This is a genomic window from Persicobacter psychrovividus (genome assembly GCF_036492425.1).
GTDB lineage: Bacteria > Bacteroidota > Bacteroidia > Cytophagales > Cyclobacteriaceae > Persicobacter > Persicobacter psychrovividus.
This window is the reverse complement of sequence record NZ_AP025292.1, coordinates 1,579,488-1,603,004: the sequence shown is the minus strand read 5'-3', so window position 1 is coordinate 1,603,004 and position 23,517 is coordinate 1,579,488. Positions and strand designations below refer to the sequence as shown.

Annotated in this window: 25 protein-coding genes; 15 read left to right on the top strand and 10 right to left on the bottom strand. The window is 41.3% G+C overall.

The features are described from left to right. The first annotated feature begins 246 nt into the window (after nucleotides 1–246). From AABK40_RS07020 to AABK40_RS06985, 9 genes are all read left to right on the top strand, one after another. Complete coding sequence (locus tag AABK40_RS07020; protein WP_338398050.1) at nucleotides 247–810, top strand: DUF4178 domain-containing protein; 564 nt, start codon at nucleotides 247–249, stop codon at nucleotides 808–810. Then, nucleotides 803–1,573: a hypothetical protein gene (locus AABK40_RS07015; RefSeq protein ID WP_332921668.1), complete on the top strand. Its 771-nt coding sequence runs from the start codon at nucleotides 803–805 to the stop codon at nucleotides 1,571–1,573. The genes AABK40_RS07020 and AABK40_RS07015 overlap by 8 nt, the downstream gene beginning before the upstream one ends. A 253-nt stretch (nucleotides 1,574–1,826) precedes the next feature. Then, on the top strand, nucleotides 1,827–2,678 hold the full coding sequence (locus AABK40_RS07010) for a DUF350 domain-containing protein (RefSeq protein WP_332921667.1): 852 nt from the start codon (nucleotides 1,827–1,829) through the stop codon (nucleotides 2,676–2,678). 380 nt (nucleotides 2,679–3,058) lie between these two features. After that, a complete protein-coding gene (locus AABK40_RS07005) occupies nucleotides 3,059–3,478 on the top strand; it encodes a hypothetical protein (protein ID WP_338398049.1) in 420 nt (139 codons plus the stop codon). A gap of 90 nt (nucleotides 3,479–3,568) precedes the next feature. Further along, entirely contained in the window at nucleotides 3,569–4,534 is a 966-nt protein-coding gene (locus tag AABK40_RS07000; protein ID WP_338398048.1) for a tetratricopeptide repeat protein, read from the top strand. Nucleotides 4,535–4,624: 90 nt separating this feature from the next. Beyond that, on the top strand, nucleotides 4,625–4,792 hold the full coding sequence (locus tag AABK40_RS23830; RefSeq protein ID WP_421953302.1) for a transposase: 168 nt from the start codon (nucleotides 4,625–4,627) through the stop codon (nucleotides 4,790–4,792). After that, complete coding sequence (locus tag AABK40_RS06995; protein ID WP_338398047.1) at nucleotides 4,722–4,898, top strand: hypothetical protein; 177 nt, start codon at nucleotides 4,722–4,724, stop codon at nucleotides 4,896–4,898. The genes AABK40_RS23830 and AABK40_RS06995 overlap by 71 nt, the downstream gene beginning before the upstream one ends. Nucleotides 4,899–4,937: 39 nt before the next feature. Then, complete coding sequence (locus tag AABK40_RS06990; RefSeq protein WP_338398046.1) at nucleotides 4,938–5,528, top strand: hypothetical protein; 591 nt, start codon at nucleotides 4,938–4,940, stop codon at nucleotides 5,526–5,528. Between the two features lie 59 nt (nucleotides 5,529–5,587). Further along, entirely contained in the window at nucleotides 5,588–6,313 is a 726-nt protein-coding gene (locus tag AABK40_RS06985; RefSeq protein ID WP_338398045.1) for an SH3 domain-containing protein, read from the top strand. Between the two features lie 292 nt (nucleotides 6,314–6,605). Here AABK40_RS06985 and AABK40_RS06980 read toward each other — a convergent pair whose 3' ends face one another. From AABK40_RS06980 to AABK40_RS06945, 8 genes are all read right to left on the bottom strand, one after another. Beyond that, nucleotides 6,606–7,025, bottom strand: coding sequence for a BrxA/BrxB family bacilliredoxin (locus AABK40_RS06980; protein WP_332921661.1), 420 nt, complete (start codon nucleotides 7,023–7,025; stop codon nucleotides 6,606–6,608). A 77-nt stretch (nucleotides 7,026–7,102) separates the two neighbouring features. Beyond that, a complete protein-coding gene (locus AABK40_RS06975) occupies nucleotides 7,103–7,414 on the bottom strand; it encodes an SUF system Fe-S cluster assembly protein (protein ID WP_332921660.1) in 312 nt (103 codons plus the stop codon). Between the two features lie 18 nt (nucleotides 7,415–7,432). Then, nucleotides 7,433–7,870, bottom strand: coding sequence for a SufE family protein (locus AABK40_RS06970; protein WP_332921710.1), 438 nt, complete (start codon nucleotides 7,868–7,870; stop codon nucleotides 7,433–7,435). A 38-nt stretch (nucleotides 7,871–7,908) separates the two neighbouring features. Beyond that, nucleotides 7,909–9,138, bottom strand: coding sequence for an aminotransferase class V-fold PLP-dependent enzyme (locus tag AABK40_RS06965; RefSeq protein ID WP_338398044.1), 1,230 nt, complete (start codon nucleotides 9,136–9,138; stop codon nucleotides 7,909–7,911). Nucleotides 9,139–9,387: 249 nt separating this feature from the next. Next, entirely contained in the window at nucleotides 9,388–10,689 is a 1,302-nt protein-coding gene (sufD, locus tag AABK40_RS06960) for a Fe-S cluster assembly protein SufD (protein ID WP_338398043.1), read from the bottom strand. A gap of 27 nt (nucleotides 10,690–10,716) precedes the next feature. Further along, nucleotides 10,717–11,478 carry a Fe-S cluster assembly ATPase SufC gene (gene sufC / locus AABK40_RS06955; RefSeq protein WP_332921657.1) on the bottom strand — a complete coding sequence of 254 codons (762 nt, stop codon included), beginning with the start codon at nucleotides 11,476–11,478 and terminating at the stop codon, nucleotides 10,717–10,719. 57 nt (nucleotides 11,479–11,535) lie between these two features. Continuing rightward, the gene (gene sufB / locus AABK40_RS06950; protein ID WP_332921656.1) at nucleotides 11,536–12,987 is read right to left on the bottom strand and encodes a Fe-S cluster assembly protein SufB; all 1,452 of its coding nucleotides are present in this window, start codon (nucleotides 12,985–12,987) and stop codon (nucleotides 11,536–11,538) included. Between the two features lie 195 nt (nucleotides 12,988–13,182). Next, nucleotides 13,183–13,650: an Lrp/AsnC ligand binding domain-containing protein gene (locus AABK40_RS06945; protein WP_053406889.1), complete on the bottom strand. Its 468-nt coding sequence runs from the start codon at nucleotides 13,648–13,650 to the stop codon at nucleotides 13,183–13,185. A gap of 436 nt (nucleotides 13,651–14,086) precedes the next feature. Between AABK40_RS06945 and AABK40_RS06940 the strand changes: the two genes are divergently transcribed. Then, nucleotides 14,087–15,772, top strand: a complete 1,686-nt coding sequence (locus tag AABK40_RS06940) for an AMP-binding protein (RefSeq protein WP_338398042.1) — start codon at nucleotides 14,087–14,089, stop codon at nucleotides 15,770–15,772. 94 nt (nucleotides 15,773–15,866) lie between these two features. On the opposite strand, the gene AABK40_RS06935 is transcribed toward AABK40_RS06940, so the two are convergent. Continuing rightward, a complete protein-coding gene (locus tag AABK40_RS06935; protein ID WP_338398041.1) occupies nucleotides 15,867–16,478 on the bottom strand; it encodes a 3'-5' exonuclease in 612 nt (203 codons plus the stop codon). 176 nt (nucleotides 16,479–16,654) lie between these two features. Here AABK40_RS06935 and AABK40_RS06930 point away from each other — a divergent pair, with 176 nt between their 5' ends. From AABK40_RS06930 to xseB, 5 genes are all read left to right on the top strand, one after another. Beyond that, entirely contained in the window at nucleotides 16,655–17,200 is a 546-nt protein-coding gene (locus AABK40_RS06930) for an RNA polymerase sigma factor (RefSeq protein WP_421953301.1), read from the top strand. Between the two features lie 41 nt (nucleotides 17,201–17,241). Continuing rightward, nucleotides 17,242–17,661, top strand: a complete 420-nt coding sequence (locus AABK40_RS06925) for a hypothetical protein (RefSeq protein WP_338398040.1) — start codon at nucleotides 17,242–17,244, stop codon at nucleotides 17,659–17,661. Between the two features lie 15 nt (nucleotides 17,662–17,676). Next, entirely contained in the window at nucleotides 17,677–18,132 is a 456-nt protein-coding gene (locus AABK40_RS06920; protein WP_338398039.1) for a hypothetical protein, read from the top strand. Between the two features lie 2,370 nt (nucleotides 18,133–20,502). After that, a complete protein-coding gene (gene xseA / locus AABK40_RS06915; protein WP_338398038.1) occupies nucleotides 20,503–21,804 on the top strand; it encodes an exodeoxyribonuclease VII large subunit in 1,302 nt (433 codons plus the stop codon). 71 nt (nucleotides 21,805–21,875) lie between these two features. Further along, nucleotides 21,876–22,085 (top strand): exodeoxyribonuclease VII small subunit, encoded by a 210-nt coding sequence (gene xseB, locus AABK40_RS06910; RefSeq protein ID WP_338398037.1) that lies wholly within the window; start codon nucleotides 21,876–21,878, stop codon nucleotides 22,083–22,085. Between the two features lie 85 nt (nucleotides 22,086–22,170). On the opposite strand, the gene AABK40_RS06905 is transcribed toward xseB, so the two are convergent. Next, nucleotides 22,171–23,472 carry a NupC/NupG family nucleoside CNT transporter gene (locus tag AABK40_RS06905; protein ID WP_332921649.1) on the bottom strand — a complete coding sequence of 434 codons (1,302 nt, stop codon included), beginning with the start codon at nucleotides 23,470–23,472 and terminating at the stop codon, nucleotides 22,171–22,173. Nucleotides 23,473–23,517 lie beyond the last annotated feature (45 nt).

The following is a 23,517-nucleotide window of genomic DNA, read 5'->3' as shown; positions in this document are numbered from 1 at the left end:
GCACTTAAATTAGGCTAAATTTTCTGAATTTATTTATCAGAATTTTCACATTTAACTCAAATTCACAGGATTTTCTCCCATTTTACTGGGAGATCAGATGATAATAGGATGGAAACCGACAAAGCTAAGGTGTTTGCAGGCAGCGGTAAGTCCGCTTATTGTATCGTATATTGAATTAAATCAGGGTATTTTCTCCAAATTTTAGTTATGTTTGAGAAAAGACGATCACAAAAAAATAATAACGATATGGGTATTTTTGATTTCTTCAAGAAGAAGGACAACACCCCTGATTATGACCCCTCCAATATTCAGGTCACCGACTTACAGGTTGGTTTTATGTTTGATTATGATTTAAAGACCTGGGAAGTTGTGCAAGGCTGGGAGTACGACTGGGGCAGTGAATATTTCACCAAAGAATTCAAAATTTTTGATGGTACCGACTCCCTCTACCTCCATGTGGACGCCAATGATGGGCTCGATTTAAGTATCAGCAGATCCGTAAAAATCCGAACACTCGATGAGGATCTGCCTGACTATATTGTGCAACATAAAACAGGCCCCAATAAAATCGTTTTTGAAGGCGATACTTATTTCCTCGATACCGATTCCGCAGGATACAGTAAAGACATGGCCGTGGAGGACAAATATGATGATGCCTGGGCGGAATTCATTGAGTGGGAATATTACACCAAAGACGAGCAAAAGCTTATTGCTGTTAGCCAATGGGATGAACGGGAATTTGAAGCTTCCGTTGGGCGACCTGTGAAACCATTTGAAATTTCGAACATACTGCCAAAAACGAATGACTAACTTTTTCAACCGACCAATATCTTTTTTGCTATGCGCCCTGGCGATGGTGCTGCTCAGTGCCTGCGGCAGTTCGCACCGTTACAAAACACCTCTGGACGAACTGGTCAAACGACTTGACAAATACCCCAACTTCACCATCATTTTATATGATATGGATGCGGACGGGACTTTTTTCACGACTTATAAACAGCAGTATAAAGTCGTGATTGAGGAAGATGGCGTACCCAAATCAGAGATCACCCCTTGGGCCGAAGTTTCTCAACGCACTTTCCACCAGTATGAAGATGCTATGGGAATGGAAATTGCCGCCAAAAAAGAAGGCAAACTCAATAAATCCGTTGTGCCAGCAGGCTACTCCAATTATGTGGGTAATTCACAATACGGGCATTGGGTAGACCGTGGAGGCAGCAGCTTCTGGGAATTTTACGGGCGATACGCTTTCATGAGCTCGATGTTCAACCTGATGTCCCACCCAATCCGCCGCTCCTATTACAACGATTATTACAGTAATTACCGCAGCAGAGGTCGGGATTATTACGGCCCCGTGAACCCCTCCTCAGGACGAAGTTATTACGGCACTTATGCCGATAAAAATACCCGCTCAAATTCAAAATGGTCGAAAAGCAGTGCTTTTAAGTCCAGGGTACAAAGCCGTAGCAGCCGAAGCTCTTCACGCAGCAGCAAAAGCTCTGGCTGGGGAAGTCGTAGCCGCAGCAGTTCCTCTTCTTCTTACAGAAGCCGAGGTGGTGGATTCGGAAAGTAGTTTTAAATTTTGACATTGTACGGGCATCAAGACTATCGCGAGAGTCGCTCTCGTGATAGCTGATGAAGATCCCGTAAAGGCGTAATTAATTACGTCTCACCAATTACATTTTTAGTTCAAGCGCCTTGCCTGAACTAAAATTTAAGTACCAAACCCTGATCCAAGCGACCCGCTTGAACCAGGAGAAAATTGTAAAGCGTTGCATGCAACGCCCCTACAAAATATCAGATCATTGACCTAAAAAAAGAATATCATGCTTATAGAAATTGGACAGAGCCTATTGCTCACTATCGCTTATCTGTTCAGCTGTTTCCTGCTTTTTTTTATCGGGAAAATAGTTTATCAACTCCTCAATCCTTCCATCAAGGTCAATGAGGAGCTGGTCATTAAAGACAACCTTGCTTTTGCCCTTTCCAATACGGGTTATTACATTGGTTTATTACTGGCCATTGCTGGCGCCATGACGGGAGATTCCCTTGGCTTAGTTGCCGACTTATTGAGTGTACTCCTTTACGGAATCATCGGTATTATTTTACTGAATATCTCCTTGCTGATTGCCGACAAGCTGATCCTGCGAAAGTTTAAAATACGTGCTGAAATTTGCGACAAACAAAATGCCGGAGTCGGACTCGTTGAAGGTGCAACGGCTACAGGAAGCGGATTGATTATTTATGCAGGACTATACACAGGTTATGGCATTCCTTCAGCCATAGGCTTCTGGCTGTTCGGGCAGGTGATTTTCATCATCACAGGCTTGGTTTACAACGCCATCCTCCCCTACGACACTGACGAACATTTGGCCAAGAGCAATGTTGCCGTAGGCATCGGAAAAGCAGGGGCTTTAATCGGAATTGCCAATGTTTTGCGTGCCGCAATTATGCACCCTTTTGAAGGTTGGGAAACCGCGGCAATCATCATTTCTTACGAAGTGATTCTCGGCCTGCTATTCCTGCCATTATGCCGATTAGTCACCGACAAAATTCTACTGCCTGGCCAAAACCTTACCGACGAAATTATCAATCAGGAACAGCCTAATATTGGGGCAGCAATCATCGAAGCCTTTGCCTATATTGGTGGTTCGGTGTTGATTACTTTGGCGATTTGATGAGCTGATTGAAATAGATTAAAAATTATGAAAAGCCTCTCAGTTATTGCTGGGAGGGTCTTTTGAGTATTAGAGGATTTGTATCGTCCTAAATATAGTTGGCAGAACTTCAATAAAAAACTGTAAAGCAGCCTATCAAGCAAATACCAACACAGAAAATCAAGATCGATTTTCAAAAATTTTATTACCTCCTAACAATGCTAATATCCGATTTAGCATCAAAGCTCCTGTTTATCAAAAAATCAAGACCTAACCAAATACCGAGGAAAATTGTCACCGATTGCAGATGTGATCACTATTCTACCCTTGTAAAGTTTGGAGATGACAGTGATCATCAGGTGATTGATGATTAAACACGTTTTTAAAACTTCCTAAATTAGATGACAGAGATTAAAATATCAGATAAGGATAAGTTCGCAAGCAACTTACTTCAAAATATTGATAACGAAGAGTCTATTTTCGGACCCTCTAACAAGCCATATACAGGGGAAATTAAATTTGATGCATTTAGTTTATCAGTGAATAGAAAAAGAAGAAATAGTGCTCTACTTTATATAATATCGGGAAGAATAGAGGATGACAAGATATTATTGAATATAAATATTCGTAAAAGGGGATATATAGAAATTTTAGGCAAATTGATAACCTTGATTTCCTCTATAGTCTTGATATTTAAATCTGTTGACTACCCAACATTTATATTTGGTATTCTTTTATTAATTATTTCTGCCTATTGGTTTATAAAATTCATAGAGCATAAAAGAAAAATAATTGATCACTTTATTAGTATGGCAGAATAGATTTACTGATTGTCCATAAAGAATAAATACATCACAATTAAACTCAATTCACTATTGAAACAACAACAATAATTAACCTATACAATTACAATGAAATTTTTCAAACTCGCTTTTCTAATAACACTAACCTCATGTTTAAGCCCCTTCGCACCAGATCAATCTATCCAAAAACTTCAATCGACATTCAATGATTTGAAGTTTAAAGAAGCGGTAATATTATCTGACTCTTTATTAAAAATATACCCAGCCGACAATTTTTTATATCTAATTAAAGGCAGGTCGCAATTCAATTTGGGACAAGCTGATAATGCCATTAAAAATATAAACAAATCGATTTCGCTAAACCCTGACTATTTGCCTCAATATGGTTACAGGGCACTTATGCTTGGCTCCGTAAATAAAGGGACTAAAGACGGCATCTTGGAGGATTTCGATAAAGCACTCAGTAACAAAAAACTAACTCAAAATGAAGCTATTGAACTTATATTAACAAAAATAAGGTATTTCATAAAAATAGAATCATTCGAGGAAGCATCTTCTGAAATAGATAAAGTGCTCTTGGTGAAATCAAACAATCGTGATGCAAAAATACTAAAGGCAAAAGTTCTATTTTCACAAGAAAAAAATAACGACGCATTGTTAACCCTAAATGATCTAATAAAAGATGATCCCAATAATGCAGACGCTTATGATATGCGAGGATTTTATTACTTAGATAAACAGGACTATTTAAATGCATTTCATAATTTTGACAAATTAGTTGAGATTGAATCGAAAAAAAATCATAGCGTTTTCAAGGCTTTAGCTTTTAACAACAGAGCTTTTTGTTTACTTAAATTAGGAGAAATTCAAAAGGCATTTGAGGATGTTCAACATTCTATTTCATTATATCCTGAAAACTCCTATGCATATAAAAACAGGGCATTAATCTATCTGGAAATGGATGAAAAAGAAAAGGTTTGTGAAGATTTGGAGCGAGCGGAAAGCTTAGAATTTTCTTCAAGGTATGGTGATGAAGTAACAGAATTAATGGGGCTCTATTGTGCGGGTAGTTAAATCAACAACTTGAATTTTAAGATTACATTCAGTATAATTACCCCAACAATTCAGACAGCAAGTTAAAATAATATACTAACTTGTAAATCAATGATAAGCAGAAGAAAATTTAGCCCCAAGTTTAAAGCCAAGGTAGCACTTGAAGCGATCAAAGAACAACAAAGCATAGCGGAACTTTGTCAGAAATATGAAATCAGTCCTGCACAGATTGGCCAATGGAAACAACTTTTTTTTGGAGAATGCATCGAGTGTTTTTGAAAAAGGGAGTAAGGCTATCAATCAGGAACAGCCTAATATTGGAGCAGCAATCATCGAAGCCTTTGCCTATATTGGTGGGTCGGTGCTGATTACTTTGGCGATTTGATAAAAACCATTTCTAATTTACAACCATCTAAAATTCAGAATGAAATCCAGATCACTTGAAGAAATTGAAAAACAAATTGATGAAAATTTATTAACAAGGGTTGACAAATCCACCACCAATTTCCCTTTAATTGGAAAACTACCATTAGAAATAAGGCTATTAATTTTTACCACGATTATCCTAATTGCAATTGTAACTCCGCTTGTCATATTAGCGATTCCTTCAAAATTAGAAATGCTAACCGAAAACAGTTGGTGTGTAGACAATTTGTACTATAAAAGACAAGAGTTGACCCCTAACTCAACTGGTTTAAAATTAAGTAGTGAATATGACAATTGTTTAGAAACAATGGATTTTCGTAGTAATGGGATTGTCACACTCCCTGGTGTTGATTCCCATGGGGTATGGTGTAGGTGGGAATTTAGAAATGACAGTTTAATTATATCAAGGTTCAATATAGATAAGGATTCCAAAAATAAAATTAAACCAACAGGAACAGGTAAAATAATTAAAGAATCAATTTATCATGGTAAATACTCTTTGGAGATAAGAAATAACATGATAAAGATGCAATCAAAAGATTTGACAATAATCGGCAAGATCCATCGCTTTAACTTTCCATATTTATAAATATGGACAGCATTTATTTTACAGTTTTTTTAAGAAAATAAATAACCAAGCAACTAACCATGCCTAAATTCTTTTTCACAGTTTTTCTTTTGTCGGTAAATATAGCCTATGGACAAGGATTTCAGAATGGGCTTATATTGCCTACACAGGGTTTTAATCAAGAAATTTGCTGTATATATTCCCCAAAAGAAGGCTTTAATGTTTATGACAACCCCAACGGTGAGGTCGTGGGGCGAATAACAAGAAATGTTGCCCAAAATGTTGGAGATCAGTCTTTTTACAGAATTTACCATATCAATCATCAGACTAAAGCAGAAAACCAGATTGACTTAAAATTTTTCAAAGAAATAGGTTATGAAATTTGGGCTATCCCCTATTCTCAAAGAGAAAAGGAATTCGTAAAATTTAGTTACTCAAACCAAGACCTGTGGTTGAAGCAGAGTGAAATTGAAGCGTTGGGCTTTAAATTAGTCGGGTGGGAATCATTTCTTATGGCCAATATGGATAATCTATTGGGCTATTATGCCAATGGTCTAAATCTAAGAGAAAAACCAAATATCGACTCAAGAATAATCAGAAACTTGAAAGGTGAAACTAATCAAATTGTGCTAACGAATGAAAAAAATGGGACTTGGACAAAAGTTAAGATAATCATTCACAAAAAACACCCTTGCGTTACAAACCTTTCAGAAAAAGAAAATATCATTGAGGAATTAGAAGGATGGTTGAAGATTGTTGACTGCAATGGCTTACCAAATATATGGTATTATTCCCGAGGCTGTTAATGAATAAAAGAAACATGGATTATTAACCAAAAATTGACCTTACCCTTGAAAAGGACACAAACTACCCCATAAAAAAACGCATGGGGTCAACCTCATGCGTTTGTTTTCATCTCTAATACCCTCGGCAAACCCGATGGACGATCATCAATGAAAATGTCCTTTTGTTTGCTTAAATATAGCAAATTCTATTCCAATTTTCCAAATGAGAGGATAAATATTGTTATATCAATGAAAGTCTATAAAAAAAGCATGAACTTTTGGTTCATGCTTTTTTCGTTGAATGCATTGGATATTATGCACAGTGCTCATCAAAAGTGCTTACCAAGAAAGCACCGATCATTTCTGCGTTACGTCCTTCAATGTGGTGACGCTCTACCATTTGTACCAACTCGCCATCTTTGAACAAAGCGATACATGGAGATGATGGCGGATAAGGCATCATCAAATCACGGGCAGCCTGTGTTGCTTCGCGGTCGTTACCTGCAAAAACAGTCACACAGTTATCAGGCTTATTTGCACCATTTTGCAAAGCAAAACGAACACCTGGACGAGCAGCTCCTGCTGCACAGCCACAAACAGAATTCACGACAACAAGGGTTGTGCCTTTGTGATCCTGAAAATGTGCATTTACCGCTTCAGCGGTAGTCAGCGATTCGAAACCTGCGTCAGTTAATTCCTGGCGCATTGGCGCTACTAATTCTTCTGGGTACATAGGGTTGTATATTTACTATTTTGTAGTTGAATTGATTTTAGGCAATTGCAAGGCCCGATAAAGCCCCACAACATACATTACATAAAGCCAAGCTCCAGTTTGGCAGCTTCAGACATCATGTCCTGCGAATATGGTGGATCCCATGTAATTTCTACATTCACCTCATTCACTTCTTCCACTGCCTGCACTTTTTCCTTAATTTCATTAGGAATATGTTCAGCCGCAGGGCATGAAGGGGAAGTCAATGTCATGGTAATATTTACATTGGATACCGGAAAGACCTCGATTTCATAAATCAGGCCCAACTCATATACATCGACAGGAATTTCAGGATCGTAAACGGTCTTGATTGCCTCCACGATTTTATCTTTAAGACTTATTTCGCTCATGACAGCAATTATTGTTTTTTAGGCGTTTGTTCTTGCTTTAGCCTGAAAAGCCAAAGCATAAAGTTTGATTTGTTTGATCATGGCCGTTAAGCCATTGGAACGCTGTGAGCTGATGATGCCACTCATTCCGATTTTATCTATAAAGTACAAATCTGCTGCCAAAATTTCCTCGGGAGTCCTTTCGTTGTAAACTCGCAACAACATACTGATCAGCCCTTTAGTAATTCCTGTATTGGAATCGGCGTCGAAATGCACTTTACCTTCTTTAAGATCTCCAATCAACCAAACAGTGGACTGGCAGCCCTTAATAACATTCTGATCGACACGGTCAGCCTCTGGCAAAGCAGGCAGCTGAAGTCCCATCTCGAAAATATATTCTGTGATCGCTTCTCGGTCGCCAGCAAACAATGCAAACTCCTCCACGATTTCGTCTTGTACTTGATTTATTGTATTCATCATTTTTCATCTTGCCCAATGCAACACATCAGGTATATTTAGGCCATCATGCGAGCGATTTTCGCTACACCTTCGGCTAATTTATCAATCTCTTCTTTAGTATTATAGACTGAGAACGAAGCCCTCACGGTGCCTTCAATACCAAAAAACTGCATCAGGGGTTGTGTACAGTGGTGGCCTGTTCTTACGGCAATTCCACGGGCATCGAGCATCATTCCAATATCAAAAGGATGTACGCCCTGAATTCCAAAGGAAACAACGGCGACTTTGTCTTCAGCCTCCCCGTAAAAGATCACGCCATCAATTGCCGAGAGTTTCTCATGCGCATAAGCAAGGAGTTCATTTTCATGGGCACGGATCGCTTCTTTCCCGACCTGTGAAATCCAGTGAATAGCTTCATTGAAGGCAATTACATCGGCAATATTAGGTGTTCCAGCTTCAAATTTATATGGAATTTCATTATAGGTCGTCCCTTCAAAAGAGACCGTTTTAATCATCTCCCCTCCCCCCTGATAGGGTGGCATTTCTTCCAGAAGCTGACGTTTCCCATAAAGAAAACCCATTCCCGTAGGGCCATAAATTTTATGTGCCGAGCTGACAAAAAAATCAACATCCAAAGCCTGAACGTCGATATCCAGGTGCGAACAAGATTGCGCTCCATCGACCAACACTTTGGCGCCTACCGCATGGGCATTACTGATAATCTCTGAAATAGGATTGACAGTCCCCAATGCATTTGAGGCATGCACCACGGCAACAAGTTTGGTTTTTTCAGAAAGCAAAGCTTCGTATTCCTCCATCAACAATTCCCCTTTTGCATTCAAAGGGATTACTTTCAGCTGGGCTCCTTTCTCCTCGCAGAGCATTTGCCAGGGAACAATATTGGAGTGATGTTCCATGGTCGAAACCACAATTTCATCTCCTTCACCAATGAATGCACGGCCGAAAGTTGCCGCAATCAGGTTAATGCCATCAGTGGTTCCTTTGGTAAAAATCACCTCTTCCACTTCCTTGGCATTGATAAAATCCTTAATACTCAGGCGAGTGGCCTCAAAGGCCGTAGTTGCCTGATCTGCCAGGGCATGTGCGCCGCGGTGAATATTTGAATTGATGCCTTTGTAGTAGTTTTCCAAAGCGCTGATGACCACTGTCGGTTTTTGCGTCGTGGCAGCGTTATCAAAATAAACCAAAGGCTTACCATTGACCTCCTGATGCAAAATCGGAAACTGTTCACGGATGCGTTCTATGTCTAAACTTGTGGACATCATGTTCATTATTTTATGTTAAGTTGCAGGAGGATTCCTTCTAAGTTAATACAAATTGTGTAATTCAAAGAATTATAAGAACTACCTCTATTGCTATTTAAAATCCTTCTAATTTACGAAGTATTGCGCAAAATCTATACTTCGATTTCATATTTGGAGATTAAAATGTGCATAAAAAAAATCGATCACTCATATACAATTGGAATAATGAGTTGATCGATTTTTTTAAAATCAGAATACTACCTGATCAGATCAGAATCCTGCTCGATCGTGGATCAAGTCCGCCAACTCTTCTCGCAAAGATTCCAATTTAATATTTTCTAAAACGTCGGCAGCGAAACCATAAAGCAACATTCCCTGTGCAGTTCGCTTATCAACCCCACGTGCTCTGAGGTAAAACAATTGCTCAGGATCCAGTTGCCCGTTTGTACAACCATGAGAACATTTTACATCATCGGCCCAAATTTCCAGCTGTGGTTTGGTATCAATGGAAGCATCGTCAGACAATAAAATGTTTTTATTGGACTGAAACGCATTTGTTTTCTGTGCACCTTCGCGGACAAAAATCTTTCCATTAAAAACACCCGCCGATTTATCATCAAACACCCCTTTGTATAACTCATTGGAATCACAATGAGGGTGTGTATGATCGACTACCGTATGGTGATCGACATGCGATTTACCTTTCAGAAAAGACAAACCATACATATTGGAAGTAATGTTCTCGCCATCAAGTAAGAAAGTGAGGTTATTTCGGATCATGGCACCCTCAAGCGTCATGGTGAAAGTGGTTACCTCAGAATCTTTGGTTTGATAGACCAGGATATTCCCCAAATGGAAAGCCGAATCGTTTTCCTGCTGAAATTTATAAAAGCTCAGGTGTGCATTTGCTTCCGCAAAAAGCTCTGTCACATTATTGGTCAGCGATTTTACCGCTCCCAAAGATTTATACTGCTCAATAATGACTGCTTCAGCACCCTGCTCAGCAATAATAATATTGCGGGCATGGCTCACGACCTGTCCGTGGCGGGAATCCGTCACGTTCAAAATAATGATCGGCTTTTGCAGCTGCGTATTTTTTGGAACGTGAATGAAAAGCCCTTCACTTGCCATGGCATTGTTCAGATGGATAAAAGGATCATCCTGAGGCTTGTGCTTGGCAATAACTTCTTGCACCAATTCCTCATCAGCTTCCGCCAAAGTACAGACATCATAGCCTTTGCCTTCATAATTTGAAAGCGCCTCGTTGAATCGGCCATTGACCAACACAAAAAGATCTGCCTCCACGGACTGAAACACCAATGATTTCACTTCGGCTTCAGAGACAACACCCTGAGGTGCCAAGGCTGAAAGGTCAAAGTGGCGATCAAGCTGTTTGGTGATCGGTGTATATTTATATTCTTCTGCTTTTGCATGCGGAAAGCCCGTAGCGGTGAACTTCTCCCAGGCCTGTTGAGCCTGTGCCTGAAGTGCCGCGGGGATGGTTTCAGCTGCTTGCGAATGAACCACTGCTATCTGGCCCAATGATCCGTTTTCGGATACAGTTGTTGACATACCAAAAAAGGTTTATAGGTGGAACAATTAAGCGAATTGACTATCCGCTTCAGCTTTAATCCAGTCGTATCCTTTTTCCTCAAGCTCCATAGCCAATTCCTTGGTGCCTGATTTTACGATACGGCCATTGTACAATACGTGTACATAATCTGGCACAATGTAATCCAACAAACGCTGGTAGTGTGTTACCACGATGGTGGCATTGTCCTTATTTTTCAACTTGTTCACACCATTGGCTACAATGCGCAGGGCATCAATATCCAAACCTGAATCTGTTTCATCCAGAATCGCCAACTTCGGTTCCAGCATGGCCATCTGGAAAATTTCGTTACGCTTCTTCTCTCCACCCGAGAAACCTTCATTCAATGAACGGTTCAACAATGACTGAGAGATCTCTACGAACTCCATTTTTTGCTTCATCACTTTCAGGAACTCCACGGCCGTCAATGCTTTCTCGCCACGGTATTCCCTTACTTGATTTAAAGCGGTTTTCATGAAGTTTACAGTACTTACACCTGGAATTTCCACTGGGTATTGGAATGCCAGGAACAGCCCTTCACGAGCGCGATCTTCTGGAGAGAACTCCAAAAGGTCTTTACCGCCAAAGTCTACCTCGCCACCAACAACCTCATACTCCTCACGGCCAGCCAATACAGAGGCCAATGTAGATTTTCCAGAACCGTTAGGTCCCATAATTGCGTGAACTTCACCAGGCTTTACTTCAAGGTTGATTCCTTTCAGAATTTCTTTTTCACCTATATTTGCCTTCAGATCCTTAATGCTTAACATTTATCTGATATTTATGTAATTGCTAATTGAAAAATTGTTGTGGGCTTTTGCCCTGAATTATCCTACACTTCCCTCGAGGGTCAGTGCCAATAATTTCTGTGCCTCTACGGCGAATTCCATCGGAAGCTGATTCAACACCTCTTTACAGTAACCGTTGACAATCAATGCCACTGCTGCTTCGGTATCAATACCACGCTGATTACAGTAGAACAACTGGTCTTCACCAATTTTTGAGGTGGTCGCCTCATGTTCCACCTGCGCAGATTTGTTATCAATTTCGATGTATGGGAAGGTGTGGGCACCACATTTATCACCCATCAGCAGGGAATCACACTGCGAAAAGTTCCGCGCATTTTCTGCTCTTTTAAGCACCTTCACCAAACCGCGGTAAGAGTTCTGTGACTTACCTGCAGACACCCCTTTGGATACAATGCGCGACTTGGTGTTTTTACCAATGTGCACCATTTTCGTTCCGGTGTCGGCTTGCTGCATGTTGTTGGTTACAGCTACAGAATAGAACTCCCCTACGGAATAATCGCCTTTCAAAATACATGAAGGGTATTTCCAGGTTACCGCTGATCCCGTTTCCACCTGTGTCCAGCTGAGTTTGGCGTGGGCGCCATTACAGATTCCTCTTTTGGTTACAAAGTTGTAGATCCCGCCTTTGCCTTCGGCATCGCCAGGGTACCAGTTCTGAACCGTAGAGTATTTCACATCTGCCTCTTTTTCCACAAGGATTTCCACCACGGCAGCGTGCAGCTGATTTTCATCGCGCTGAGGAGCCGTACAACCTTCAAGATAGGAGACCTTCGAGCCCTCTTCTGCCACAATCAAAGTCCGCTCAAATTGCCCAGTATTGGCCGCATTGATACGGAAATAAGTGGATAGCTCCATAGGGCAATGCACCCCTTTAGGGATGTAAGCGAAAGAACCATCAGAAAACACCGCTGAATTCAGCGCTGCATAAAAGTTATCATTATAAGGAACAACAGCTCCCAAATATTTCTTCACCAATTCAGGATGCTCTTTTACCGCCTCGCTGAAGGAGCAAAAGATAATGCCTTTCTCGGCCAGTGTTTCACGGAAAGTGGTGGCTACGGATACTGAATCCAGGACCGCATCAACGGCTACCTCTACCCCAGAAATACGCTTTTGTTCTTCCAGCGAAATTCCAAGGCGCTTGAAGGTGTCCAGCAATTCAGGGTCTACCTGATCCAGGCTGTCCAGTTTAGGCTTCTTCTTAGGAGCAGCATAATAGTGGAGGTCTTGGAAATCAGGTTTAGGGTATTCTACGTTAGGCCATTCGGGTTCAGTGAGGGTTTCCCAATGACGGAAAGCTTTCAGTCGCCATTCAAGCAACCAAGCTGGCTCCTGCTTCTTAGCGGAAATAAAACGGACTGTATCCTCATTAAGTCCTTTAGGAGCGAACTCCTGCTCAATGTTGGTTACAAATCCATGCTTATATTCCGACTGGGTAAATTCCTCAAGAATTTGATCGTCTTTACTCATGTCGTTATTTAGACTGTTTATAAATACTGTACTACAAAGGTAATAAAAAGATTAACTTAAATGTTACCTGTAGCCAATAAGTCGGGTTTGAATTCAAAGATAAGCGCATATTTTAGACAAAAAAATAAGCCCACTGCTTAAAAGTGGGCTTATTCAATTGTTATTTGTGATATGTCTATATCAACTTTCTATATCTTATTCACCAAACTTGATGTGTCTATTCATACTTTCCTCCAAAGAGATGATCGTTTCAGTACGTTCGATACCTTCGATTTGCTGAATTTTATCATGCAAAGTATTTTTCAGGTGCATGGTATCACGACAATGCATCTTCACGAAGATATTGTAATTTCCTGTAGTGTAGTGGATGGTAACGATCTCAGAGATTTGAACCAGGCGCTCAATCACTGAATCATAAAGAGACGACTTTTCCAAATAGATACCCAAAAATGCAGTGATGTCATAACCCATCTTGGAGTAGTCCATATCCAGGGTCGTTCCCCTTACAATGCCCATTTCCTCCAATTTTCTCATACGAACGTGTACTGTCCCTCCTGAAACGAAAACGCGCTTAGCCACTTCGGTATATGGCATCTTCGCATCCTCTGTCAGCAGAGAAAGGATCTTCATATCTACATTATCGATTTCATAATTTTTATTCATCATGCCGCAAAAATATTATCAATTTCCGAATTATTCAAGTTCAAGCTAACGAAAAAATTATCTTTCAATGCATTTTTTTAAAAATAACATAATTATCTTTGCCTCCACCATCTATTTAGGTGGATAATACGACAGCAAGAAACACTATTATCAATTCACAATAAAATAAGCGTAATGCTCATTGCGCTAAATCAAAAAACAGAAAATCAGTACTTTCCACTTAAAAACTGGGCGCTGTCAGGTGACTTCATTGTGTTAAAAAATCAAAGAAATCCAAAAGCTCATTAGTTTATGATCGTAAATTTTAAAATTTTTTTCTAAAATCCCTATTTTTTTACGATTTTCTTATTCCCATTTAAAAAATAATGAGTATTTTAAATTAGAAAATAACCACTATGAACACCATTTTTCTAAGACACTATTTAAAATCAATTTTATGAACCACAAACCTTGGCTAAAAAACTACCCTCATAACGTCCCCGAAAATATTGACCCCAATATATATACTTCACTTGTAGAGCTGATCGAAGTGGCGGTGAAGAAATTTGACCATCAGGTGGCTTTCGAGAATATGGGCGCAAGCCTTACCTATAAACAGGTCGATACCCTCAGTAATGATTTTGCCGCCTACCTTCAGGGGCCCCTTGGATTGAAAAAAGGAGACCGCATTGCAATTCAGATGCCCAACCTTTTGCAATACCCGATTGTCATGTTTGGCGCACTGAAAGCTGGGCTGATTGTGGTGAACACCAATCCTTTATATACCACCCGGGAGATGGCACATCAATTTAATGATGCAGGCGTAAAAGCGATTGTCATCGTTGCCAATTTCGCGGCCAACCTTGAAGCCATCATTAAAGAGACCGCCATTCAGCATGTGATCGTTACACAGCTCGGTGATATGCTCGGGACACTCAAAGGGTCGTTAGTCAATCTGGTGGTGAAACACCTCAAAAAAATGGTTCCTGATTACACCCTTTCGGGCCATATTAAATTCAAGGAAGCCCTGAAAGAAGGAAAGGCACTCCAACTTCAAAAGGTAGATGTGCAGCCTGAGGATATTGGTTTTCTGCAATATACTGGCGGTACGACAGGCATCTCCAAAGGCGCGAAATTGACTCACCGGAATATCATCGCCAATATGGAGCAAAATGGCGCATGGATGATGAGCGGCCTCGAAGAAGGTAAAGAAGTGGTGATTACTGCCCTTCCTTTGTATCATATTTTTGCCATGACGGTCAACTGCTGGCTGTTCTTCAAAACTGGTGGAAAAAACATCCTGATTACCAATCCGAGGGATTTACCCGCTTTTATCAAGGAACTTAAAAAGCATCAGTTCTCCGTATTCACCGGCGTCAATACGCTCTTTAATGCCCTACTGATGCAAGAGGATTTCCTCAAACTGAATTTCGACAATTTCAAGGTCGGTATCGGCGGTGGAATGGCGGTGCAGGATCATGTGGCTGAAAAATGGAAGCAAGTAACAGGAAAACCCCTTGCGGAAGGTTATGGCCTTACGGAAGCCTCTCCTGTGGTAGCCTGTAACCCCATTGATGGCACAGAAAAAATTGGCACCATTGGCATGCCTTTGCCAAGCACCGAAATTCGGATTGTTGCTGACGACGGCACGGATCAGGATTTTGCGGAGCATGGAGAGGTTTATGTTCGAGGGCCGCAGGTCATGGCGGGCTACTGGCAGCGCAATGACGAAACCGAGCTCGTGATGGACGGACAATGGCTGAAAACAGGCGACATCGGCTACATGACCCTCGAGGGGTACATCAAACTTGTGGATCGCAAAAAAGAGATGATCAATGTTTCAGGCTTCAATGTTTACCCTAACGAGGTGGAAAGCGTGGTTTGCTCCCACCCAAAAGTGGCCGAGGCTGGGGTTATTGGCATTCCTGATCCTAAATCTAACGAATGCGTGAAAGCATTTATTATTAAGGCGGATCAGAGTCTGACCAAAGAGGAAATCCTTCAATATTGCAGGGCAGAAATGACGGCCTATAAGCGCCCGAGAGAAATTGAATTCCTGGAGGAGTTACCAAAATCAAATGTGGGAAAAATTCTTCGTCGAAAACTCAAAGAATATGAGCTTTCAAAAAATGTAACGGCTTAAAACCGTTGCCTCGAAAGAGGAAAATATCTTTCAAACAACAAAGGCAATCCGAAAAGATTGCCTTTGTTGTTTCATTGTATCAACGAACAGTATATTAATTCACTTCATGGTCAATGGCCAAAAATCGGCGGTACAATACTGGCCCAAGCCAAGCATCAGTAGCGGCATAACATTTTTGTGCAGGACTCAGTGGAAATTTTTCCCAATTGGACATTTGCTGTGTTTTTGACACCCTTCCCTCCAATAAAATTCCTGCAAGATTTCTCGCGCCCGTCTGCTGAAACCCTTTGGATTTGGCCACCTGTGCAAGGTCTACAAAACCCTGAGGCTGAAAATGAGCATATTCCAACAGTCCACGAATATCGTCGTTCAGCGCAATACCAATTTTCAGATGATCGGCACTGCTCATCAACCATTGTAATTCTATCGAAAGGCCTGTTTTCTGCAAATGAATCAGGTAAGCCGTTGTCGGTGTAGAAAGCTGCAATAACGCCACGCGATGATGCTGTCCTTTACGCGCTACTGGTTTAGTTTCTGTATCAAAGCCTATTCGCCCATATTTGGCAAGATCCTGTACTGCTTCTTTCAATTGCTGAGGTGTTTCTACCGTTTTAATTTTACCTTCAAAACGCAGCAAGGGCAACTCATTCACTTCTGATTTGGTAATCTTCCGTCCCTGTTCGATATAAGCCTTTAAATCAGTCATTTTCAACTACATTGATACGTTTTTTAAAGATCAAACATCTTGCCAACCCATTGTTGCATCAGCCCTGAGAACAAATATTTTTTAATGTGATAAAAATATTTTTCTAATTTATTTCCCCTTCAATTAAACCTTTCTCATTTTTACACATCTCAACAGCAACCTTACATTTTATTTTTTTGGAAGAACATTTAATCATTGACCACCTTCAGGCTGAGGAAGCACAAAAGCGCTCGAAGGGCTTCAAGTATCTTATTGAAGCTTATCAGGAGCGTGTGTATTGGCATATCCGAAAAATGGTCGTGGATCATGATGACGCTGACGACCTGACGCAGGAGGTGTTTATCAAGGTACACACGCACTTTCATCAGTTTAAGGGAGAGTCGGCGCTGTTCACCTGGATATACCGGATTGCGAGCAATGAAGCGCTGGCGTTTCTAAGAAAAAAAAGGAATAAGTTTTTCATTCCTATCGTGGACGTGGAGGGGGAACTGATTCAGAAGGTAGATCAACAGGAGTACCTTGATGGAGATGAAATTCAGCTAAGGTTAAAGAAGGCCATTCTGCGTTTACCTCCGCAACAACAACTGGTTTTTAACATGAAATATTTTGATGACCTGAAGTATGAGCAGATTGCGGAAATTGTAGGCAAAAGTGTTGGAGGCTGTAAGGCCAACTACCATCATGCAGTAAAAAAAATTGAGTCTTTCTTGCAGAACGATTAAACCTTTGGATAAAAATTTACTCCAAGAAAAAAAAAAGCACCATGCGATTACATCAAATACCAAAAAAGAACATCGACAAAGTGCCTCAAGGGTATTTTCAGCAACTCCCCGATCAAATCGAGGAACGGATAAATGCGGGGAACCCCATCGTACCACTTTGGAAAAAACCAGCCATCCGCTATGCCAGCCCTTTTGTGGCTGCGGCAAGCGTTGCCCTGATATTGTTCTTTTCCATTCCCAATCAGCTGTCGCCACTCTCGCCAACAACAGCGGCGGCAGCTTTCAGTGAAGCAGAAATCATTGATTACCTGGCCATGGAAAGCTCTCCTTTTGACAGCTGGGGAACCTACTACCCTGATCAGTCCATTATTCAGGACATCACTTTCAGTCCGCTGCAGGAAGATGAGGACCTTCTTGAGGAACAGCTCGAATACCTTAATGATACCGAACAAATTTTTTAATCAGCACACCTTAAAATGATGAAATATATCCTCTCCTTTTCGCTATTGCTATTTTGCAGCACCCAACTGCTTGCACAGGGCAAAACACAAAACAATGAACGCATTGAAAATTACAAGATTGCCTTTTTTACGAAAGAGCTTAATCTTGCCCCTGAAGATGCCCAAAAATTCTGGCCACTCTACAATAAAATGCAGGATGAAACCAAAGCCCTCAGGAAAAACATGATGCAGCTTTCCCGATCCATTAATCAGGGGCTTTATAAAGGCAAAGAAAGCGAGGGCCTGGAGCTGATTCTCAAGGCCAAAAGAGAAGAACTTGACATTCAGGAAAAGTACCTTAAAGAAATTGAGAAAATCAATGGCAGTGAAATTGCCATCATGGTTCCCGTACTCGAAGGCAAATTCCGACACAAACTGATGCAAAATATGGAACCAAGAAATCACGGTGGTGGCAGACGAAACTTCAATTAAATACCGATCATCGCACTCCATCAATTCCGCACACATTATTTTCTTCAACATCGGACGCTTCATTCGACGGCAAAACAACAGCAAACAAAATAAGATTTTGACCCTATCGCGAGAGTCCCTCTCGTGATTATTCAAGAATGAAACTTCCTTAACACCCAGAATTTTGAGTTGAGATGTCAGTAGCACGTTTTTAATCTGATCAGTAGCTTACTTTTTTCAGCACAGATCACGAGAGAGACGCTCGCGATAGACTATTGCTGATCTTAGGTCATAAAAAGCCTTTCAATCAATCGATTAAACACCTAATATTTTCTTCAACATCGGACGCTTCATCCAACGGCAAAACAACCGCAAACAAAATAAGATTTTGACCCTATCGCGAGAGTCACTCTCGTGATTATTCATAAGAATGAAATTTTCCTTATTACACAGAATTTCGAGTTGAGATGTCAGTAGCACGTTTTTAATCTGATCAGTAGCTCACTTTTTTCAGCACAGATCACGAGAGAGACCCTCCCGATAGACTATTGCTGATCAATAGGTCATAAAAAGCCTTTCAATCAATCGATTAAACACCTAATATTTACCTCAACATCGGACGCTTCATCCGAGGAAAAAACATCAGCAAATGTTATTAGATTTTGACCCTATCGCGAGAGTCCCTCCAGCAAACATCACGAGAGGGACTCTCGCGATAGATTGTTGCTGATCATAGATCACTAAAAGCCCTTCAAGCAATCGATTAAACGACTAATATTTTCTTCAACATCGGACGCTTCATCCAACGGCAAAACAACCGCAAACAAAATAAGATTTTGACCCTATCGCGAGAGTCCCTCAAGCAAACATCACGAGAGGGACTCTCGCGATAGACGTTGCTGACCATCGATCATAAAAAGACCTTTCAAGCAATCGATTAAACGCCTAATATTTTCTTCAACATCGGACGCTTTACCTGAGGGCAAAACATCAGCAAATGTTATTAGATTTTGAACCTTTCGAGAGAGTCCCTCTCGTGATTATTCATAAGAATGAAATTTTCCTTAACACACAGAATTTCGAGTTGAGATGTAAGTAGCAATCATGTTTTCAACCTGATCAGTAGCTTACTTTTTTCAGCACAGATCACGAGAGAGACGCTCCCGATAGATTGTTGCTGATCATAGATCACTAAAAGCCCTTGACCCTATCGCGAGAGTCCCTCCAGCAAACATCACGAGAGGGACTCTCGCGATAGATTGTTGCTGATCATAGATCACTAAAAGCCCTTCAAGCAATCGATTAAACGACTAATATTTTCTTCAACATCGGACGCTTCATCCAACGGCAAAACAACCGCAAACAAAATAAGATTTTGACCCTATCGCGAGAGTCCCTCAAGCAAACATCACGAGAGGGACTCTCGCGATAGACGTTGCTGACCATCGATCATAAAAAGACCTTTCAAGCAATCGGTTAAACGCCTAATATTTTCTTCAACATCGGACGCTTCATCCGACGGCAAAACAACAGCAAACAAAATAAGATTTTGAACCTATCGAGAGAGTCCCTCAAGCAAACATCACGAGATGGACTCTCGCGATAGATTGTTGCTGAGATCAAAAAAGCTTTTCAAACAATCGATTAAACGCCTAATATTTTCTTCAACATCGGACGCTTCATCCGACGGCGAAACAACAGCAAATGTTATTAGATTTTGACCCTATCGCGAGAGTCCCTCTCGTGATTATTCATAAGAATGAAACTTCCTTAACACACAAAATTTCGAGTTGAGATGTCAGTAGCACGTTTTTAATCTGATCAGTAGCTCACTTTTTTCAGCACAGATCACGAGAGAGACGCTCCCGATAGATTGCTGCTGATCATAGATCACTAAAAGCCCTTCAAGCAATCGATTAAACGCCTAATATTTACTTCAACAACGGACGCTTTTCCCGAGGGCAAAACATCAGCAAATGTTATTAGATTTTGAACCTATCGCGAGAGTCACTCCAGCAAACATCACGAGAGGGACGCTCCCGATAGACGTTGCTGACCATCGATCATAAAAAGACCTTTCAAGCAATAGATTAAACGCCTAATATTTACTTCAACAACGGACGCTTTACCTGAGGGCAAAACATCAGCAAACAAAATAAGATTTTAACCCTTTCGCGAGAGTCCCTCTCGTGATTATTCAATAGAATGAAACTTCCTTAACACAAAAGATTTCGAGTTGAGATGTCAGTAGCAATCATGTTTTCAACCTGATCAGTAGCTTACTTTTTCAGCACACATCACGAGAGAGACGCTCCCGATAGACTGTGATAGATTGTCGCTACTCAGAATTAATGTTGCTAACTTTTATTGTTCTGATTAAATTGTGGATCTATGAAAAAGGAAAAGACGCACCTCAGTTTATCTCAGTTTAATCACGAAATAAAATCCGTGCTGCAAAGAAGCATGGCGCCGAGTTATTGGGTGGTGGCGGAAATTGCCGAACTACGGATACAGGGCGCAGGCCATTGCTACCTTAATCTTGTAGAAAAAAATGCTGGTCAGTTCTTGGCGCAAATGCGGGCGACCATCTGGGCATATACCTATCGCAATTTAAGTCACTGGTTCAAAACCCACACGGGCTCCGACCTTTGCAATGGCATGAAAGTCCTGGTAAAACTTGAAGTGCAATTCCATGAGGTGTATGGCATGTCGGCTAATATTCTTGACCTTGATCCGAATTATACCCTCGGCGAACGTGCAAGAAAAAAACAGGAGACTATTCAGCAACTGAAAGCGGATGGTATTTTTGAGGACAATAAAATGTTCGATTTACCGACCGTCCCGCAACGCATTGCCATTATCAGTGCGCAGAATGCGGCAGGTTTTGGCGACTTCCGTGAACAGATAAAACACAATGCCTTCGGCTATCATATCTCTGGAAGGCTCTTCCCTGCCACCATGCAGGGCACCAATGGCGCTCCCTCTATCATTAAGGCATTGCATAATATTTACCACCGCGAGCAGGAGTTTGATCTGGTCATTATTATTCGTGGAGGTGGCGCACAGACTGACCTGGACTGTTTCGATGACTATGAGCTTTGTGCCACTATTGCTCAGTTCCCCTTGCCCGTAATTACTGGTATCGGCCATGAGCGCGATGAGACGATTGCTGACCTTGTGGCGCATACCAAACTGAAAACACCAACGGCAGTGGCTGAATTCCTACTCGAAGGCTTTCAGGCCTATGAGCAGAATATCATGAACCTGGTGGAATATATTGCGCATACCTCAGCCACAAAAATCACCCAGGAAAAAGAAAAATTGCAATACCTTTCCAATCGCCTTCAGGTGGTGGCCACACAGCGATTCCGACAGCAAGAGCGAATGCTTGATGAGCTTTATAGGGTTATTCCACAAAAAGCCGGCTTGAAAATCCAAAAGGAATTTCTTCAATTGGAGCAACTTTCAAATAGGCTTTGCGCTCAGCCGCCACGCCTCTTTGAGAAGGAACATAAAAAGCTGGAATGGCTGGAGAAAAATATCGCCTTGCTCGACCCCAAAAAGTTATTGAAACGCGGGTATTCCTTTGCAACGATCGAAGGCAAACTGGTTTCTGAAAACCATAAACCAAAATCGGGCGATCGGATGATTACCACTACCGACAGCATGACGATCAAGAGTATCGTAGAATAAACCTTGCTTTTGCTGCCGTAAGGCAATGAGCTGAAGCACCCAAAAACGCTAAAAAAAACAGAATATAAACTATGGAAGAATTGAATTACAAAACAGCCTTGGAGAAGCTTGAAGGCATTGTTCACAAAATGGAAAATGAAAATCCCGAAGTAGATGAGCTCGCAGGGATGGTGGAAGAAGCTGCTGGGCTTCTGAAATTTTGTAAAGGAAAACTCCGAGGTGCAGAAGGCCAACTCAATAAAGCCATCGAAAAACTGAACGAAGAGGAAGAAGAACAATAACCTTCCGTAGGGCGACTGCCAGATATAAAAAAAGGGCTGATTTCCATTAAGAAATCAGCCCTTTAAATTTATATTTTTAGAATCATCAAATGATCAATCCCGCCATGGTTCCTGTCAATAAACAAGCCAGGGATGCGGCTAATAAAGCCCTCAGGCCTAATTTTGAAAGGTTCTCTTTCTGTGATGGTGCCAAAGCACCAATACCCCCTACCTGAATAGCGATAGAAGAGAAGTTTGAAAAACCACAAAGTGCATAGGTGGAAATCAAAATTGCCTTGGCTGACATTTCCCCTGCCTCCTTTAAATGAGAAAGGGAGTTATAGGCCACAAATTCATTAATGGCCGTTTTCTGTCCCAGTAACGAACCTACCACCAGCGACTCATGCCAGCTTACGCCCATAACGTAGGCAAATACACGGAACACCTGTCCGAACATGTACTCAAGGCTCAAACCATCGAAAGTACCACCTGTTGAGTGCTGAATCAACTGATTAAGGGTTTCTCCATTCCAGCTAACCCACTGCCCGATCATGTCTGAGAACATATAATTCACCGCAGCGATAATCGCAATAAAGGACAATAACATTGCCCCAACATTCATAGCCAACCCTAAACCGTCAGAGGTTCCTCGGGAAACGGCATCAATAATATTTACCCCTACTGATTCAGGGTTTACTTTCAATTCTTTATCAATCTGATCAGGGTTCACTTCAGGAAAAAGCACCTTCGACATCACTACTGCGGCAGGTGCATTCATCACCGAGGCCGACAATAAGTAAGAGGCGAATTTTGCCTGTTCCACAGGATCCGAACCACCGAGAAATTTCACGTAACCCGCCAATACACCACCAGCAATGGTCGCCATTCCTCCAGTCATCAAACACATCAACTCAGATTTGGTCATGTTTTTAATGAAAGGCTTCACTAACAGTGGGGCCTCCGTTTGCCCAAGGAAGATATTCCCTGCAACCGACAAACTCTCTGCTCCAGACAATCCCATGGTTTTTTTCATCACCCATGCGAGCACCCAAACCACTTTTTGCAGAATGCCTAAATAATAGAGTCCTGTGGTAACTGCCGAGAAAAATATGATCGTTGGAAGTACCTGGAATACGAAAACAAAGCCCATCGTATCAACATTCACCAATGGACCAAACAGGAAGGCCGAGCCTTTTTCTGTAAATCCTAAGAATATTACAAAACCTTTACTGACCGTCTGGAAGCCATGGGCCACCATTGGTACCTTTGTAATTAATAAACCGATGACCAACTGCAACAGGATCCCCGACCCTACTAATCTCCAATTGACCGCCTTCTTGTTGTTTGAAAAGGCGAAAGCCACTGCGAGAATAACTAATACCCCTATTAGTCCACGTACTATTTCCATTAACCCTAATTTAAATTGATTCGCAATTTAGCCGAATTCAAGGCA

What these genes read in the sequence shown, in the direction of transcription:
- AABK40_RS07020 (WP_338398050.1), top strand. Translation starts at nt 247, where the DNA reads ATGGGTATTTTTGATTTCTTCAAGAAGAAGGACAACACCCCTGATTAT.
- AABK40_RS07015 (WP_332921668.1), top strand. Translation starts at nt 803, where the DNA reads ATGACTAACTTTTTCAACCGACCAATATCTTTTTTGCTATGCGCCCTG.
- AABK40_RS07010 (WP_332921667.1), top strand. Translation starts at nt 1,827, where the DNA reads ATGCTTATAGAAATTGGACAGAGCCTATTGCTCACTATCGCTTATCTG.
- AABK40_RS07005 (WP_338398049.1), top strand. Translation starts at nt 3,059, where the DNA reads ATGACAGAGATTAAAATATCAGATAAGGATAAGTTCGCAAGCAACTTA.
- AABK40_RS07000 (WP_338398048.1), top strand. Translation starts at nt 3,569, where the DNA reads ATGAAATTTTTCAAACTCGCTTTTCTAATAACACTAACCTCATGTTTA.
- AABK40_RS23830 (WP_421953302.1), top strand. Translation starts at nt 4,625, where the DNA reads ATGATAAGCAGAAGAAAATTTAGCCCCAAGTTTAAAGCCAAGGTAGCA.
- AABK40_RS06995 (WP_338398047.1), top strand. Translation starts at nt 4,722, where the DNA reads ATGAAATCAGTCCTGCACAGATTGGCCAATGGAAACAACTTTTTTTTG.
- AABK40_RS06990 (WP_338398046.1), top strand. Translation starts at nt 4,938, where the DNA reads ATGAAATCCAGATCACTTGAAGAAATTGAAAAACAAATTGATGAAAAT.
- AABK40_RS06985 (WP_338398045.1), top strand. Translation starts at nt 5,588, where the DNA reads ATGCCTAAATTCTTTTTCACAGTTTTTCTTTTGTCGGTAAATATAGCC.
- AABK40_RS06980 (WP_332921661.1), bottom strand. Translation starts at nt 7,025, where the DNA reads ATGTACCCAGAAGAATTAGTAGCGCCAATGCGCCAGGAATTAACTGAC.
- AABK40_RS06975 (WP_332921660.1), bottom strand. Translation starts at nt 7,414, where the DNA reads ATGAGCGAAATAAGTCTTAAAGATAAAATCGTGGAGGCAATCAAGACC.
- AABK40_RS06970 (WP_332921710.1), bottom strand. Translation starts at nt 7,870, where the DNA reads ATGAATACAATAAATCAAGTACAAGACGAAATCGTGGAGGAGTTTGCA.
- AABK40_RS06965 (WP_338398044.1), bottom strand. Translation starts at nt 9,138, where the DNA reads ATGATGTCCACAAGTTTAGACATAGAACGCATCCGTGAACAGTTTCCG.
- sufD (WP_338398043.1), bottom strand. Translation starts at nt 10,689, where the DNA reads ATGTCAACAACTGTATCCGAAAACGGATCATTGGGCCAGATAGCAGTG.
- sufC (WP_332921657.1), bottom strand. Translation starts at nt 11,478, where the DNA reads ATGTTAAGCATTAAGGATCTGAAGGCAAATATAGGTGAAAAAGAAATT.
- sufB (WP_332921656.1), bottom strand. Translation starts at nt 12,987, where the DNA reads ATGAGTAAAGACGATCAAATTCTTGAGGAATTTACCCAGTCGGAATAT.
- AABK40_RS06945 (WP_053406889.1), bottom strand. Translation starts at nt 13,650, where the DNA reads ATGAATAAAAATTATGAAATCGATAATGTAGATATGAAGATCCTTTCT.
- AABK40_RS06940 (WP_338398042.1), top strand. Translation starts at nt 14,087, where the DNA reads ATGAACCACAAACCTTGGCTAAAAAACTACCCTCATAACGTCCCCGAA.
- AABK40_RS06935 (WP_338398041.1), bottom strand. Translation starts at nt 16,478, where the DNA reads ATGACTGATTTAAAGGCTTATATCGAACAGGGACGGAAGATTACCAAA.
- AABK40_RS06925 (WP_338398040.1), top strand. Translation starts at nt 17,242, where the DNA reads ATGCGATTACATCAAATACCAAAAAAGAACATCGACAAAGTGCCTCAA.
- AABK40_RS06920 (WP_338398039.1), top strand. Translation starts at nt 17,677, where the DNA reads ATGATGAAATATATCCTCTCCTTTTCGCTATTGCTATTTTGCAGCACC.
- xseA (WP_338398038.1), top strand. Translation starts at nt 20,503, where the DNA reads ATGAAAAAGGAAAAGACGCACCTCAGTTTATCTCAGTTTAATCACGAA.
- xseB (WP_338398037.1), top strand. Translation starts at nt 21,876, where the DNA reads ATGGAAGAATTGAATTACAAAACAGCCTTGGAGAAGCTTGAAGGCATT.
- AABK40_RS06905 (WP_332921649.1), bottom strand. Translation starts at nt 23,472, where the DNA reads ATGGAAATAGTACGTGGACTAATAGGGGTATTAGTTATTCTCGCAGTG.